14 protein-coding genes are annotated in these 15,735 nt (G+C 38.4%); 10 read left to right on the plus strand and 4 right to left on the minus strand.

Going from position 1 to position 15,735, the window contains the following annotated elements; all coding sequences use genetic code 11:
- The first annotated feature begins 156 nt into the window (after window positions 1–156).
- The 5 genes from IW16_RS17460 (at window position 157) to IW16_RS17480 (ending at window position 4,919) form a co-directional block, all read left to right on the plus strand.
- Window positions 157–1,785 carry an NADP-dependent glyceraldehyde-3-phosphate dehydrogenase gene (locus tag IW16_RS17460; RefSeq protein ID WP_034747254.1) on the plus strand — a complete coding sequence of 543 codons (1,629 nt, stop codon included), beginning with the start codon at window positions 157–159 and terminating at the stop codon, window positions 1,783–1,785.
- Window positions 1,786–1,942: 157 nt separating this feature from the next.
- The gene (locus IW16_RS17465) at window positions 1,943–2,452 is read left to right on the plus strand and encodes an RNA polymerase sigma factor (protein WP_034747257.1); all 510 of its coding nucleotides are present in this window, start codon (window positions 1,943–1,945) and stop codon (window positions 2,450–2,452) included.
- A gap of 12 nt (window positions 2,453–2,464) precedes the next feature.
- Window positions 2,465–3,280, plus strand: coding sequence for a hypothetical protein (locus IW16_RS17470; protein ID WP_034747260.1), 816 nt, complete (start codon window positions 2,465–2,467; stop codon window positions 3,278–3,280).
- A 531-nt stretch (window positions 3,281–3,811) separates the two neighbouring features.
- Complete coding sequence (locus tag IW16_RS17475) at window positions 3,812–4,312, plus strand: RNA polymerase sigma factor (protein WP_034747263.1); 501 nt, start codon at window positions 3,812–3,814, stop codon at window positions 4,310–4,312.
- Between the two features lie 16 nt (window positions 4,313–4,328).
- Window positions 4,329–4,919: a hypothetical protein gene (locus tag IW16_RS17480; RefSeq protein ID WP_034747268.1), complete on the plus strand. Its 591-nt coding sequence runs from the start codon at window positions 4,329–4,331 to the stop codon at window positions 4,917–4,919.
- Between the two features lie 55 nt (window positions 4,920–4,974).
- Here the strand turns inward: IW16_RS17480 and IW16_RS17485 are convergent, their stop codons facing one another.
- Window positions 4,975–6,528, minus strand: coding sequence for a S41 family peptidase (locus tag IW16_RS17485; protein ID WP_228376957.1), 1,554 nt, complete (start codon window positions 6,526–6,528; stop codon window positions 4,975–4,977).
- A gap of 143 nt (window positions 6,529–6,671) precedes the next feature.
- Here IW16_RS17485 and IW16_RS17490 point away from each other — a divergent pair, with 143 nt between their 5' ends.
- A complete protein-coding gene (locus IW16_RS17490; protein WP_034747642.1) occupies window positions 6,672–7,766 on the plus strand; it encodes an MBL fold metallo-hydrolase in 1,095 nt (364 codons plus the stop codon).
- Between the two features lies 1 nt (window position 7,767).
- Here IW16_RS17490 and IW16_RS17495 read toward each other — a convergent pair whose 3' ends face one another.
- A complete protein-coding gene (locus tag IW16_RS17495) occupies window positions 7,768–8,055 on the minus strand; it encodes a GNAT family N-acetyltransferase (protein ID WP_034747272.1) in 288 nt (95 codons plus the stop codon).
- Window positions 8,056–8,411: 356 nt separating this feature from the next.
- On the opposite strand from IW16_RS17495, the gene IW16_RS17500 reads away from it, so the two are divergent.
- The 4 genes from IW16_RS17500 to IW16_RS17515 all read left to right on the plus strand — a co-directional run bounded on the left by IW16_RS17500 (window position 8,412) and on the right by IW16_RS17515 (window position 12,003).
- Complete coding sequence (locus tag IW16_RS17500; RefSeq protein WP_034747275.1) at window positions 8,412–8,831, plus strand: hypothetical protein; 420 nt, start codon at window positions 8,412–8,414, stop codon at window positions 8,829–8,831.
- Window positions 8,832–8,949: 118 nt separating this feature from the next.
- Entirely contained in the window at window positions 8,950–9,855 is a 906-nt protein-coding gene (locus IW16_RS17505) for a helix-turn-helix domain-containing protein (protein ID WP_034747278.1), read from the plus strand.
- An 87-nt stretch (window positions 9,856–9,942) separates the two neighbouring features.
- Complete coding sequence (locus IW16_RS17510; RefSeq protein WP_034747280.1) at window positions 9,943–10,944, plus strand: aldo/keto reductase; 1,002 nt, start codon at window positions 9,943–9,945, stop codon at window positions 10,942–10,944.
- A 45-nt stretch (window positions 10,945–10,989) separates the two neighbouring features.
- Window positions 10,990–12,003, plus strand: a complete 1,014-nt coding sequence (locus IW16_RS17515; RefSeq protein WP_228376958.1) for an MBL fold metallo-hydrolase — start codon at window positions 10,990–10,992, stop codon at window positions 12,001–12,003.
- Between the two features lie 285 nt (window positions 12,004–12,288).
- Here IW16_RS17515 and IW16_RS17520 read toward each other — a convergent pair whose 3' ends face one another.
- Complete coding sequence (locus IW16_RS17520; RefSeq protein ID WP_034747282.1) at window positions 12,289–14,508, minus strand: NADP-dependent isocitrate dehydrogenase; 2,220 nt, start codon at window positions 14,506–14,508, stop codon at window positions 12,289–12,291.
- A gap of 105 nt (window positions 14,509–14,613) precedes the next feature.
- Window positions 14,614–15,729, minus strand: a complete 1,116-nt coding sequence (locus IW16_RS25795) for a cadherin repeat domain-containing protein (RefSeq protein ID WP_051890400.1) — start codon at window positions 15,727–15,729, stop codon at window positions 14,614–14,616.
- Between the last annotated feature and the right edge of the window lie 6 nt (window positions 15,730–15,735).

Genomic DNA, 15,735 nt, shown 5'->3' on the forward strand with positions numbered 1-15,735 from the left:
AATTATTATTTTTTTGTGAGCCGTTCATTAATTTTAATTCAAATACCCGTCAAATAGAGTAAATCTATCATGGGCCTGTTTTCAAAATCGATTTTAACGGCTACCTTTATTCTGTATAATTTTAACAAGTACATCATTATCAAAAAATAAAATTTTATGGATTCAGTACATCAAGCGGCATTTCAAGATATTTTTAAAAGCGAAAACGAAATTCCTGAAGAATTCAAAGTTCCCGAAATTCACCAGAAAGTATATCTTCTTAATGGAGAATTGGTAGAGTGGAAAGGAGATATTCAGAACATTTATTCTCCGGTCTGCATTCCTACAGAAAACGGTCTCCAAAGAAAACTTCTGGGAAGTATTCCCAATATTGGCCCGGAACAGGCAATGGAAGTTCTTGATGCTTGCGTTAAAGCATATGATAACGGGCTGGGGGAATGGCCGACGATGTCTGTAGAAGGACGTATCAAGTGCATGCAGAAATTTGTTTATCTGATGATCCAGCAGCGTGATCTGGTCATCAAACTGCTGATGTGGGAGATAGGAAAAACACTTTCTGATTCTACCAAAGAATTCGACAGAACAGTGGATTATATCAACCAGACGATTGATGCACTGAAAGATCTGGATAGAGAATCTTCCCGATTCCAGGAAGCGGAAGGAACGATAGCACAGATCAGAAGGGCTCCGTTAGGGGTGGTCCTGAGTATGGGACCATTCAATTATCCTTTGAATGAGATATTTACGACATTGATTCCTGCTCTGATCATGGGTAATACGATCCTGTTCAAACTTCCAAAGCATGGTGTTTTGGCTCATTATCCATTATTGAATGCCTTCAAAGAAGCCTTTCCGAAAGGAACAGTAAATACATTGTACGGCAAAGGTTCAGAGATCATTACCCCAATCATGGAAAGCGGAAAGGTGAATGTTCTGGCCTTTATCGGATCCAGTAAAGTGGCCAACGGGCTGAAGAAACTGCACCCTAAAGTCAACCGCTTGCGGGCCATCCTCAGTCTGGATGCCAAAAATGCCGCGATTGTAACAAAAAACGCCAATCTGGATGTTGCGGTAAGTGAATGTGTCCTTGGAGCATTATCCTTCAACGGACAGCGTTGCACTGCGCTCAAACTGATTTTTGTTCAAAAAGAAATAGCTGAAGAATTCACCCAAAAATTAAGTGCGGCAGTGTCTGGACTGAAGCCGGGACTTCCCTGGGAAAAAGAGGTGAAAGTCACTCCGCTTCCTGAAGTCAATAAACCTTCTTATCTGAAGGAATGCATTGATGATGCTTTGGCAAAAGGAGCGAAAGTTTTAAATGAGAACGGAGGATTTATTACAGAATCGTTTGTCTTCCCGGCCGTGGTCTATCCGGTAAACGGGGATATGAAACTGTATCACGAAGAACAGTTTGGTCCGGTGATTCCTGTGGTTCCTTTTGAAGACATAGAAGAGCCTGTCGATTATCAGGTAAATGCATCCCATGGAATGCAGGTGAGCATTTTCAGTGAAGATCCGCAGGAGGTTTCCAGGCTGATCGATCCGTTTGTGAATCTTGTAAGCCGTGTCAACATCAATTGCCAGGCACAGCGCGGACCGGATGTTTTTCCATTTACGGGAAGAAAAGACAGTGCAGAAGGAACACTTTCTGTTTTTGATGCGCTGCGTTCCTTTTCGATCAGGTCTCTGGTAGCCGCAAAGCTGACCGATTCCAACAAGAAATTATTAAATACCATCGTACGGGAACATGATTCTAATTTCTTAAGCACAGACTATATTTTTTAGACAGATTTTTTGATTCTATTTAACATAAAATAATAATCCTCAATACATTTCTTTGTTTTTTGAGGATTTTGTAATTTGAGGCGTGGAGTTTTTAGTTTTTATGTTAAAAAAGTAGCGTTTTCATGAAAATGCTGCTGTACGAGTAGAGTTTTTGAGCATGTCTTTAATGGAAAAAGAATTTTTGGAGAAAATTGAAAAACATAAAGGTGTTATATTCAAGATCTCTAAAATGTATATGGACGATCGGGATGATCAGAATGATCTTTATCAGGAGATCATTTATCAGGCCTGGAAATCATACGGAGATTTCCAGAGAAGAAGTGACTTCTCTACGTGGCTCTACCGCACCGCACTTAATACCGCTATCGTATTTTTGCGCAGCGAAAAAAAACGTAGTTTTATACAAAATCAGGGGATAGAGAATCTTGTTGTTCCACATGAATCCTATAATGATGCAGATGACAGAAATATGAAACTGATGTATGAGGCAATTCATCAGCTCAGCCCTATAGACAAAGCTCTTATTTTTTTCTTTTTGGAAGATTTTCCGGGCAAAGAAATCGCCCGTCAGTTGGGGATCACTGAAGTTAATGCCCGCGTAAAGCTCAACAGAGCCAAGACCAAACTGAAAGAGATCATTGAAAGCCAAAAGAATGACCGGATTTAAAACAAAAAACAAATGGAGTTAGAGAATTTTAAAGAACTTTGGGATAAAGATAACAGGCAGGATCTGCCTGAGATTTCTCTGGATAAACAACGGGAAATTCATTCGCCGATGCGAATGCTGAAGATTAATATGCAAACAGAATTCTGGTTGATGGTCGTCACTCTGCCTATGCTTTTGATGGGATTTCCATTTGCTTCCGGCGACAAAAATATTGTGATCATATCGGCTTTTGTCGTCGTACTTACACTGGCTTCTATTATTTATTTTTATTCCCGTTTTCTGAAGCTTTACAAAATGCTTTGCAACAGCAGCATTAATACCAACTATGATCTGTTTAACCTCAAAACACAGCTTTTAATATCGAAAGAAATCTACATTTCCTACTATATAGCCTACATTCCGCTTGCCTTTCTCCTGTCGCTTGTCAAGATCAATTTCCATTTTGAAGTGCAGTATAACCTTGCAATTTTCGGAATCAGTTTCCTGATCACACTGATGCTGGTGTGGTTCATCATTAAATATTGGATCTATTATATGTACGGCCGATACATTGAAGATGTTGTCCGGCTGGTAGATGAACTTAACGGACTGGAAACGGAGCCGAAGAAGACCCGGAAAAATTCTTGGTTTGAGCGTTCACAGAGGTTTTTCATGAATAAGTTCGGACTTACAGGCAATATACTGAATACTGTGATATGGTTTGTGTCAGTATATATATTCATCATCCTGTTTTTGACGCTGGTTCTGCTGATTTTTATTATTATGGGGGTGAAACTCAATTTTATAGATATCCATACACTGCAGAAGGCTCTGGACAGACTCAATTAGTCGAAGATTTTAGAAGTATATACGTTCTCTCTTCCAATCCTTTGAATAAGAGATTTAAAAATAAGAATGGCCCCGGCAATTTTTTGCCGGGACTATTTTTTTTGGATCATGAATAAAAATTTCTGTTTTTTGAAAACAGGCTGTATCAGCGGGTTTATAAAGCATATGGAGAATCATAGAATTTTTTTAGTGTTTTTTTGATGAAAATTTTTCTCCAAATGGTGTAACATTTTTATTTTTTTTCTACTAACTGTTTAGAAACATATGATGTTACGGGTTGTTTTGAACTTGTGAAAGCTCAGACTTTGTAACAGCGGTGTTGATGGAGTAGATAGATATTCAAGAACGAGTTTATATATTAAATTATTTCGTAAAAAGACTCTGTTTTTCTGAAGCAGATGATGGAAAAGAACTTAAAAAAAAACACACAATGAGACCCTGCAGGAAATTTTCTGTTGGGTTTTTTTTATTTTTTAAGAAAATCTGTAACATTTTTTTGGAATTAAAACTAACTCTATAGAGCCCAGAAATATGAATTCATTAGAGCGCGAATTTTTAGACAAAATTGAAAAACATAAAGGAATCATTTTTAAGATTTCCAAAATGTATATGTCTGAAAAAGATGACCGTGATGATCTGTTTCAGGAGATCACCTGCCAGATATGGAAAGCATATCCTCAGTTCAGAGGAGAGAGTGAGTTTTCTACCTGGCTCTACAGAATTGCCCTTAATACAGCGATTATTTTTTTGAAATCCGACAAGAAAAGAAGTTTTATTTCTAATGAGAATTTTACCTCTTATAAGATCATTCAGGATGAATATGACTATACGAAAGAAGAAAAACTGGCTCAGATGTACGATGCAATCCGTCAGCTGAATCCCATCGACAAAGCTTTTATTTTTTATTATCTGGAAGATTTCTCAGGAAAAGAAATCGCAGAACAGATGGGGATTTCCGAAGGGAATGTAAGGGTAAGAATGAACCGCGCCAAAAACAAACTGAAAGATATCTTAAACTCAAATAAATCCTAATTTTAAATCAATACCAATGAATATAGATGAATTAAAAAATGTTTGGAATGAAGATGTTTCTCAGGAAACACCTGAAATAAGTATTGAGCAGAGAAATAAGATCAATCTTCCACTGGAAAAAATGCGGAAAAACATGCGCATGGAATTCTGGTTTGTAATCGGCGTCTTTATTTTTTCATTTATCGTATGTGCCTTCTGCAGACCTTTTAAATTTCAGTTTTATATTACGGTTCTGATCGCGTCCATGTTGTTGGTGACCATTTTCTTTTTCAGTAAATTTTTCAGGCTTTACAGTGATATCAGTCATCCTGTGCTTAAGACTTATGATTCTTTAAAAGACCTGATCATGCAGTTTAATCTCAATAAACAGTATTATCTTTCGTATTACCTGAGCTTTGTTCCGTTTATTGTCTGTGAAATGATTATTGTGATCGAGTTTATCCCATGGCGACAGCCGATGAGTGATATGAAAATTGCGGTGATCCTGATCAGCTCGGTTGCTGTGGGACTTTTTTTCCTTTATTTAAGCGGCAAATTCTGGTTTCACCGTTATTATGGAAGATATATTGTACACATCGAAGATCTTTTGAAGGAATTAAAGAAATAAAAACAGTTTCGGCGGGCTAAAAGCCCGCCGAAATCTTATATCAGTTCCTGATGTTCTATTGATGTTCTTTTTCCTTTGCAATTTCATTTTTTATCCAGTCGAGCTGTGGATCTTTCTTATCAATAATGTCCTGCATGCTTTCGGTGATGGTGATATCCGGGGACACCCCTTTTTGAGTATGGAGAAAATCGATATTAGGCTGTACAAGCAGCAAGCCGATAGGAAGATTGATCTTGGAATGAGGAAGCTTTTGATAAGAATAAAATCCGGCAACGGTTCCGTCATTGGCACCTCCGGTTTCTTCACCTACCAAAACAGCTCGTTTATCATACTTCATTTTCGCAGTAATAATAGAAGAAGCCGAAAAACTTCCACCGTTGATCAGTGCGAAAACCTTTCCGTGAAATGCATCTTTATTAGGTTTCGTAGGCTTATCCGCTTTCATTTTATAATACACCTTTCCGTCTTTTTTATAAGTGCTGAAGGTTTGTGCAAAAACATAAGTAGGGTAGGCCAGACTTTTAAAAGCATATTGGAATGGAGTGCTCTTCCTGAAATAATTCGTTTTTAAGGGGCTGATTCGGGAGGTAAGCTGCGAAGGTTTTATCAGGACATACGGTTCTGATGCCAGATAAGAATACAGATTGTTGATCTCGTGAAGCGATCCGCCATAATTGTTGCGGACATCTATGATGAGGTATTGGGCTCCTGCCTTTTTTATCTTTGCAAATGTCTCTTTGTAGAATTTATCCGAATAATCTCTTGAAAAACTTTTCACTTTTATATAAGCGGTCGTGCTGTCTTTGTCCAGGAATTTAAAATCGCGGTTATAAGAATTGCTCGAAGCTACATAATCATTCACCTTTTTTTCGGGAGTTCTTTTTTCCTGCTCCTTATCCTGCTCCAGATCATTTTTGGATTTCGACTCGCGGTGCAGGGTGTACGTATGTTTTTCTCCGTTATACAGAGTCTCTACAGAAGCTGTATCCTTAAAACCATTTTCTGCGGTATAAAAATTGAAAAAGACATCTTTCAGAAAGTAGGATTGAAAGGTGGTATTGTAACCGTCACTGCTGATCAGTTGACGGTATTTTTTTACATATTCACTTATGGGAATATTGTTGATAGAGAGGATTTCCGTTCCGGGTCTAATGTTTTCTATGGAATCTCTGTTTTGGATAATGAATAAATGGTCGTCTTTTATATAATATTCAAAACGGCTGAACATTCCTTTTTTATGTTCAAGAGCTTTAAGTTGTTTTTTCGTAAACTTTTTTCTCGGGATTCTCAGTGCCAGATGGCCTTCACGGATATCAGCGATGACAGGCTGCAGTTTAAAATAAAACTGAAGCGGGGTCAACGGTTCATGAATAGTCCCTTTAAGACTGTCAAATTTATGGTCAAGTTCCTTTTTGGAAATATACCAGTACAGCTGGGGATGCATCTGTTGAAGCTTTAGATAAGCGTAATCTACATCCTCCTTAAGCTCTTCCGGCCCGACGCATGTTGCCCTCTGCTCATTATGCCTTCTGATAGAAGTACATGAAGAGAGCGCCGCTGCCAGCAATATGATCGAATAATTTTTCAATGTGTTTTGAACTTTTTTCAATCTGCTAAGTTAAAAAGTTTGAGATTATTCTGGTTTAAATAAGTAATAAATTATTCAGAAAGCTTTATAAATTACGTTAAAAAAGATGATAATTTTCCATTTGAAATCAAAAGTCTATACCTTTGTTGCTTATTTTGATGCAGATGGTATATTTGATTTTAGCAGTTATTTTTTTGGTTGTAATCTATTTCGCAGTGATGAATATGCCGGCTTTCGGAGCTGCTCCCAAAGGAAAAAGACTGGAACGAATAAAAAAGTCAACACTTTATAAAAACAGACAATTCCATAATATCAGTCATACACCATCTATTACGGAGGGGTACAGTCCGTTGAAAGTAACTTATGATTTTATTTTAGGAAAAAAAGATCCGCTGCTCAAACCTTTGAAAGCTATTCCTTCCATTCATACAGATTTAAAGAATCTTCAGAAAGACCGGGATGTATTCATCTGGCTGGGGCATTCATCCTATTATATGCAGACTGACGGAGTTTCCTTTTTGGTAGATCCTGTACTCAGTCTGTACGGTTCGCCTTTCAAATATTTTAATAAAGCTTTTCAGGGTTCAGATATTTTTAGGCCAGAAGATATTCCGGAACTGGACTATCTGGTTATTACCCATGATCATTTTGATCACCTCGATTATCCAACTGTAAAATCGATCAGAGAGAGAACGGGTATGGCCATTGTACCTCTGGGAACCGGAGCGCATCTCGAAAGGTGGGGATATGCTGAGGAAAAACTGATCGAAGAAGAATGGGGCGCTGAAGTTCTTTTGAAAAATAATATAAGAATCACTTTTACACCGGCAAGACATTTTTCAGGAAGGAAAGTAAAGCAGAACAATACCCTGTGGGCTTCTTACGTTTTGGAAACGCCTACAAAAAAGATATTTCTGGGTGGCGACAGTGGTTATGACTCTCATTTTAAAATGATTGGTGAAAAGTTCGGACCTTTCGATTACGCAGTTCTTGAAAACGGTCAGTATGATGAGGCCTGGAAGTATATCCACGCGCTGCCTGAAGATGTAATCCAGGCAGCTGTTGATCTTAAAGTTCAAAATGTTATTCCTGTTCATTCTTCAAAATTTGCACTGGCCCTTCACCCATGGAATGAGCCACTTCAGAAAGTAACAGACTTAGGAAAAGAAAAAGGACTCAGTATCCTTACTCCAATGATTGGAGAAATACTGGATATGAATAGCTCTCAGCATCAGTTCAGAAATTGGTGGAAAGATTGATTCAGGCGTGCCAGATATCCTTGTATCTTGCAGGGTGATTTTCAAACTGCTGGCGGACAAAATCACATTCGGGATCTACCAGAAGATCTTTTTCCTCGGAATAACGGACCAGCTCGTCCAGAAGCATTTTAGCATATCCGTGGCCCTCACGTTCTTCAATAATTTTAGTATAATAAACAATCAGCAGCCTTCCGTCTATTTTTATCGACATATATCCCGCTTTTTCTCCATCAAGCAATAGCTGCAGTTCATCCTGATAGGGAGATATTTCAAATTTTACATTTTCCATAATAATTAAGGTTTGGTTGAATTAAAAAATGAATTGCTTAATACAGCCTGTAAAGCAATTGAATACTTCGGCATCATTACAATCCTTTCGGAGGTGTACTTCTCACTCTTAAAATTACAAATTAAAATAATATGAAACATGAGTTTTTTGGAAACTTAACGAAATTTTAAGTTCTTTTATATGGCTACATCTATCTATTTTAGAGTTTGATGGTATTCTGATTTGAAAATTTTGCTCAGATGCGGATCTCGATCAATCCTGTCATTTGTGTTGTTTTTAACAAAGATTGGGTGGATGTGTTAGAAACTTGGCATTTTAATTGACTAATGTAAACCATTAACTTTAAGCGTATAAAGATGAAAAAAATATGGATTGCATTAATGCTTGCAGGCACTTTTAGCCTAAGCTATGCACAGTCAGATTATTATAATGATTACCGAAGAAGTATTACGGATGTAAATTGGCAGTCGGTGGCGGCAGATCTTTTACTTTCCGTTGCACAGACCAATCAGATCAATGCTTTGAACGACAGGTACCGCGACTATGATTCATGGAACAGAGCTTATGTAAGTCAGCCGGACCGATGGAGAGAAGATCGGTATTATGAGATAGAAAGAATTCTGGGAAGAGAAAAATACACAAAGTTCAAAAAGAATTATTACAAAGGCCAGAATCCGGTAGCGGTCTATAACCGTAACAAAAATAACTATAAGAAAGCCAAAGGCCACAAAAATAAAGCCTATAAAATGGAGAAGAAACACGGACATCATCACTAGATTCTTATCAAGTGTATCTATTCAATTAATGGCTGGCCTATTTGCCGGCCATCTTTATTTTGATCAGTAATTCAAATGGTCAATGTTTTTATTGGTTTGAATTTTATAATTTAGCAGTATGGAATCTAAAGAGACAATAAAAGGATTTTATTTACGCAATGCATCCGTAGAAAGGCTGGAAGCTGTTACCACTCCGGGAATTGGGCATTTTAATGTGTTTACCCGGGAAAGCTGTTCATTGATGACCCCTTACAGCAGGAGGGATTATTATAAAATATCACTTATCATCGGAAAAGGAAAGCTGCATTATGCAGACAAATGGATCTATGTGGACCGTCCGGCACTTTTGTTTTCAAACCCTGTTGTTCCATACTCATGGGAGGCAGATGATGAAGATCAGACAGGATGGTTCTGTCTTTTTACGGATCAGTTTCTGCAAAATGGTACACGTCTTGGAAATCTTCAGGATTCGCAGCTTTTTAAAATTGGAGGAACGCCTATGTTCTTTGTGGATGATGAACAGCAGAAAACCATTTCAGATCTTTTTATGAAGATGATGATCGAAATTGAGTCAGAGTATATGCATAAGTATGATATGCTCCGTGCATACCTTCATCTTCTGATCCATGAGACGATGAAAATGCAGCCTGCAGAAAACTTTGAACCCTATCATAATGCATCACACAGAGTGGCTTCGCTCTTTATGGAGCTGCTGGAAAGACAGTTTCCAATCGACAGTCCTGAAGCGTTTCTGAAATTAAAGACCCCGAATGATTATGCCCAAAGTCTTTCTATTCATGTAAATTCCCTGAACCGTTCGGTAAAAGAGATGACCGGAAAGACGACAAGTCAGCAGATTACTTCAAGGATAGTTCAGGAGGCCAACGCTCTTCTGAAACATACCGACTGGAATATTTCTGAGATCGCCTATGGATTAGGTTTTGATGAACCTGCTTATTTTACCAACTTCTTTAAAAAACAGACAGGACTTACACCTAATACAGTCCGAACGGCAGTTGTTTGAATTTTATAATTCTTAGTTTGAATTCTATAGAAGACCCAGTGCTTTGTTGTTCTAATTTTGTCTTATCAATTTTAATCACAACCCATTATGAAATTCAGAAAATTAGGAAACACAGGAGAGCAGCTATCTGCAATAGGTTTGGGATGCATGGGAATGAGCTTTGCTTATGGACCGGCAGACGAACAGGAGAGCATCAGTACGCTTCATAGAGCACTCGATTTAGGTGTCAACTTCTGGGACACAGCGGATATGTACGCTGCGGGAGAGAATGAAAAATTAATCTCAAAAGTTTTAGTTCCCAACCGTGATAAGATCTTTATCGCAACCAAATTCGGATTCCGATTTAAAGACGGAAAGCCAAGCCACAGCGGAGCTCCGGGAACGTACTTTGACGGTTCACCAGAGTGGATCAGACAGGCTGTTGATTTAAGTCTTCAAAGACTGAAAATCGATACCATTGATCTGTATTATGCCCACAGAGTAGATCCCAATATTCCTGTAGAAGAAACAGTAGGAGCCATGGCTGAGCTGGTAAAAGCTGGAAAAGTAAAATACATTGGATTATCTGAAGCTTCTGCGGAATCCATCAGAAAAGCAAATAAAATTCATCCGATTACAGCGTTGCAGTCTGAGTATTCCATTCTTACCAAAGATATAGAAAACGAAATCCTTCCTACCATCAGAGAACTTGGAATTACTTTGGTGCCTTATTCTCCGCTGGCCAGAGGTCTTTTTGCCAATATCAATGAAGTGCAGAATTTCGGAGATGAAGATTTCAGAAAAACGCTGCCGAGATATCAGGCAGAATATCTGGAAAACAACAGAAACCTGGCCAGGGAAATCAATGAATTTGCAGCATCTAAAGGAGTTAAAGGCACTCAATTAGCGCTAGCATGGGTATTGAATCAGGGAGAAGATATTATTCCGATTCCAGGGACTAAGCGTATTAAATATCTTGAAGAGAATATTGAAGCCGTAAATATTGATCTTTCACCATCTGATCTGGAAACGATAGATTCGCTTCTTAAAAAATATCCCAATGTAGGCGAAAGGTATACTGAAGGGTCTATGAAACTGGTTAATAATTAAAAAAATAATTTATCCGGATTTCTGAAGAAGTAAACAGAAATCCGGATGATAAAAGACAAATTAATTATGAACAGAAGAGCGCTTTTAAAAAATGGTCTTTTAGCAGGAGCATTGAGTATTGTTCCTTTCTCTCATGTTTTTGCAGAAACACAGAATGCTTTACCTCATTCTGGGGAAGATCTTTCCGGATGCAAAAAAATGCACCTTGGAGAATTGGATCTGTATATTCTTACCGATGGCTATATTCACGAGAAGAATATCGATACATTTTCCCCCAGAGCCGATGTCCCTTTGTTAAAGTCGATTCTAAGGGATCATTTTCGTCCTGATGATTATATCAATATGGCAATGAACATACTGCTTGTAAAGACCAGAGACAGACTTATTATTTTGGATGCGGGAATGGGAGTTTTTGCTGATGAAAGAACAGGTTTTGTTTTGAAAAGTCTTCAAAAGGCAGGGTTTTCTCCAAAAGATATCACCGATGTTTTTATTTCTCATGCCCATCCGGATCATATCGGTGGAGTGGTCGACAAGCAGAATAATCTGGTTTTCCCCAATGCAGACCTTTACATTTCAAAGATAGAATACGACTTTTGGTTACAGGCCTCTGTTAAAGATTTTAACAATAGTTTTTTAAAGAACGAACCTGAAATGCTCAATCAAGTCATTCCTGCTATCAGAAACATTCTGAAAACGATCCGTCCAAAGCTGAAGTTTTATGATTTTAAAGCACCTTTGTATGAGCATTTTAGTTTTCAGCTGGCTCCGGGACATACGCCGGGCCTTACGATCACAACCATTTCTTCGGGGAAAGAAAAACTTATTTATATGGCAGACCTGCTTCATTCGGACGTGGTTCTTTTTCCTCATCCTGAATGGGGTTTTTCAGGGGATACAGATTTAGATATCGCTACAAAATCCCGTAAGAAACTTCTTCAGGAACTGGCCGACACTAAAACCAGGGCTTTTGCCTGTCATCTTCCATGGCCCGGCCTTGGGTTTACAAAGAAAAAAGAAGCAGCTTATGAATGGATTGCAGAGAGTTTTATGAATTAGTTTATTTAAAAAAGATTTACCTACCGAAATTTAATTTTCTACGACATCGTTTCAAAGATAAATCCTCTCAGAAATGAGGGGATTTGCTTTTTAAAATTAGTTTTGCAACCTAAAAATGTTAACCCAATATATTTGGAAGGAATAAAGAGTGGTGGCTGTCATTACAGATAATCATCTGCTCTTTTTCTTCAGCCGTCAGATTAATTGATTAGTTTTTTTCTTTCTATCAAATCAAAAAAAAGCTCCTTTAAAAAAGGAGCTTTTAGTGTATATCAAAACGGAAAATTAGATTCCGTCGATGATTTCATTTAGAACAGTGCTTGGTCTCATGGCTGCGTACGTTTTGTAAGCATCCGTTTTGTAGTAACCTTCAATGTTTTGAGGTTTACCCTGAGCACCGATTAATTCTGCATTAATAACTTCTTCGCTTTCCTGCATTGCTGCTGCAACCGGAGCAAAATGAGCTGCCAGTTCAGCATCTGCAGTTTGGTTAGCTAAAGCTTCAGCCCAGTACATCGCCAGATAGAAGTGAGAACCTCTGTTGTCGATCTGACCTACTTTTCTTGCAGGAGATTTGTCTGTCGCCAGGAATTTAGCGTTAGCTTCATCCAGTGCATCAGCTAAAACCTGAGATTTAGTATTTCCCTGTGTTTGAGCTAAATGCTCTAATGATGCCTGAAGTGCAAGGAACTCACCCAGAGAATCCCATCTTAAATAACCTTCTTCAAGGAACTGCTCAACGTGTTTAGGGGCAGAACCTCCGGCACCCGTTTCAAATAAACCTCCTCCGTTCATCAATGGAACGATAGAAAGCATTTTTGCTGAAGTACCCAATTCAAGAATAGGGAAAAGGTCAGTTAAATAATCTCTCAATACGTTTCCAGAAACAGAGATGGTATCTTTACCTTCTCTTGCTCTTAATAACGTTTCTGCCATTGCATCTTTCACATCAAGAATTTCAATAACAAGTCCTTCAGTATCATGATCTGCAAGATATTTTTCAACTTTTTTGATCATTTCTCTGTCATGTGCTCTTCCTTTATCCAGCCAGAAAATAGCAGGCGTATCAGAAAGTCTTGCTCTGTTTACCGCTAATTTTACCCAGTCCTGAATAGGAGCATCTTTAGTCTGACACATTCTGAAGATGTCGCCTTTTTCTACTTTCTGAGAAAGAAGAATGCTTCCTGCTTCATCCTGAACTTCAATTGTTCCGTCAGCTGCTGCCTGGAAAGTCTTGTCATGAGAACCGTATTCTTCAGCTTTTTGAGCCATCAAACCTACGTTCGGTACAGAACCCATTGTTGTAGGATCAAGTTTTCCGTGAGCTTTCATATCATCAATAACAGCCTGATAGAAACCTGCGTACGAACGGTCCGGGATGATACATACTGTATCTTCTTCCTTGCCTTCTTTGTTCCACATTTTACCTCCTCCTCTTACCAAAGCTGCCATAGATGCATCAACGATGATATCGGAAGGAACGTGGAAGTTGGTAATTCCTTTGTCAGAGTTCACCATAGCTACTCTCGGTCCGTTTGCCAAAGCAGCTTCAATGTCAGCTTTAATGTCAGCTTCCTGAGTATTTCCTTTGATTTTGTCGAAAAGATCGGCAAGACCATTGTTTGGATTAACATCTAGAGATTTGAATGTCTCAGCATATTTAGTGAAAACATCTTTAAAGAAAGTTTCTACGATAGCCCCGAAAATAATTGGGTCAGAGATTTTCATCATCGTCGCTTTCAGGTGGGCAGAAAGAAGTACGTTTCTGTTTTTAGCTTCATCGATTGCCTTTTGTACAAAAGCTCTCAGAGCGTTTAGGTTCATTACAGAAGAATCGATCACTTCTCCAGCCTGAAGACCGGCGAAATCTTTTAATAAAGTTTCAGCACCGTCATTACCTTTGAAAACAATTTTATATTGTGTAGCATTTTCAAGTGTTGTAGAAGTTTCTGTACCATAGAAATCTCCGTTGTCCATATGAGCAACATCGGTTTTGCTGTCAGAAGCCCAGTCACCCATTCTGTGAGGATTGGCTTTAGCATAGTTTTTAACAGCTTTTGGAGCACGTCTGTCAGAGTTTCCTTCTCTTAAAACAGGGTTTACAGCACTTCCTAAAACTTTAGCATATTTAGCTTTGATTGCTTTTTCTTCGTCATTTTTAGGTTCTGCAGGATAATTTGGAACCGCGAAACCTTTAGACTGTAATTCTGCAATAGCAGCATCTAACTGAGGTGCAGAAGCAGAAATGTTAGGTAATTTGATAATGTTTGCATCAGGTTGGGTTGCCAATTGACCTAATTGAGCCAATGCATCACCTATTTTCTGGTCATCTTTCAAAAATTCAGGGAAGTTGGCTAAAATTCTTCCTGACAATGAAATATCCGGAACTGCAATTTCAATGTTTGCTGATTTTGTAAAAGCTTTTACAATTGGTAAAAACGAGTGTGTTGCCAACATTGGAGCCTCATCCGTAAGAGTGTAATAGATTTTTGATTTGTCTGACATTATACTGTTATTTATTATTTGAAATTTTAAGTTCCACAAATTTACTAAATATGATTGTTTTATGAAGGTATTTTGCGTAAAAAAAGAGGCTGATGCCTCTTAAGTTTATATTTGTGAGATGGTATAAGTTCCGGTACCATCAAAATTGAGGCTGAATTCAACCTTATAGTTTTTGGGTGTGGTAGGAGAAAGATTGGGAAAGGTAATCGATGAACCTTCAATATCAAAAGATCCGTCATTCAGGTTATCTCCTAAATCTTCAACCTCAATACTCTCTGAGGCAAGCTGGATATAAAATGAACCTCCTGTACTGGTGGTAACTCCATTGATAATGGCTGTAAATTTTCCTGTAGCATTATTGTAGGTGACAGAAGTTACAGGCGTGGTGCCTGAAACAGCAGTAAACTTGATTTTAGGAACAAAGTTGAAGAAACCTGCCCTCATTTGCGGACCGTTAGAAGCGATCAGGATCTGGTAGTATCCGTTGGACGCAACATTATAATTACTTCCGTTAGCAGTAACGAATCCGTTGGAGTCTGAACCATAAACCTGTGCACCATTACCCGGTGAAGCTATGAATTTAATCTGGGTATTGGCCTGAAGGTATTTATAACCCACTTTCGTAGTTCCGTTTCCCCGTAGTAATTCAGCAGAAGAGGGAGTAAAGGAGTTATATGATCCATACGTATATAAGTTGGAAGGTAAAGTATTACCGGATGAACTCGTGTTCGTAGGCAGGCTTAATATACCGGAGTCGCTTACGCTTAAAGTATAATTGGTTCCGTTTGGAGATACCAGAGTAATGCCCTGGCCAGGACCAGTAACGATTGTTTTACTTACCTGTGCATATGGAACACTCATCAGTTGGTTTACCCCGACATTGGTGTAATTGGAACCACCCTGCGGATCCATTTCCACTTTGACGAATTTGGTATTGGTTCCCCAGTTAATTCCTCCGAAACTCCCTGTAGATGCATTTCCTTGTCCAATATTTAAATTAACCAGACCTTTAGCGTTAGTCGTTTTGTTATGGGTTTCAGTATATAGAACAGTTCCTGTAGCTGTGTTTTCTAAAATGCTTACTTTTAAAGACACATTTCCATTAGCAATGGGTGCTCCTGAAGCATTGAAAGCAATAGTCTGATAGCTGAAAGCCTGCGGAACCTGTGCGCTTAAAAGTGTAGCAGCAAATAATCCAAGTGCAGCGTAAAGTTTTTTCATGTTTGA

This window comes from Chryseobacterium vrystaatense (assembly GCF_000737765.1).
GTDB classification, from domain to species: Bacteria; Bacteroidota; Bacteroidia; order Flavobacteriales; family Weeksellaceae; genus Chryseobacterium; species Chryseobacterium vrystaatense.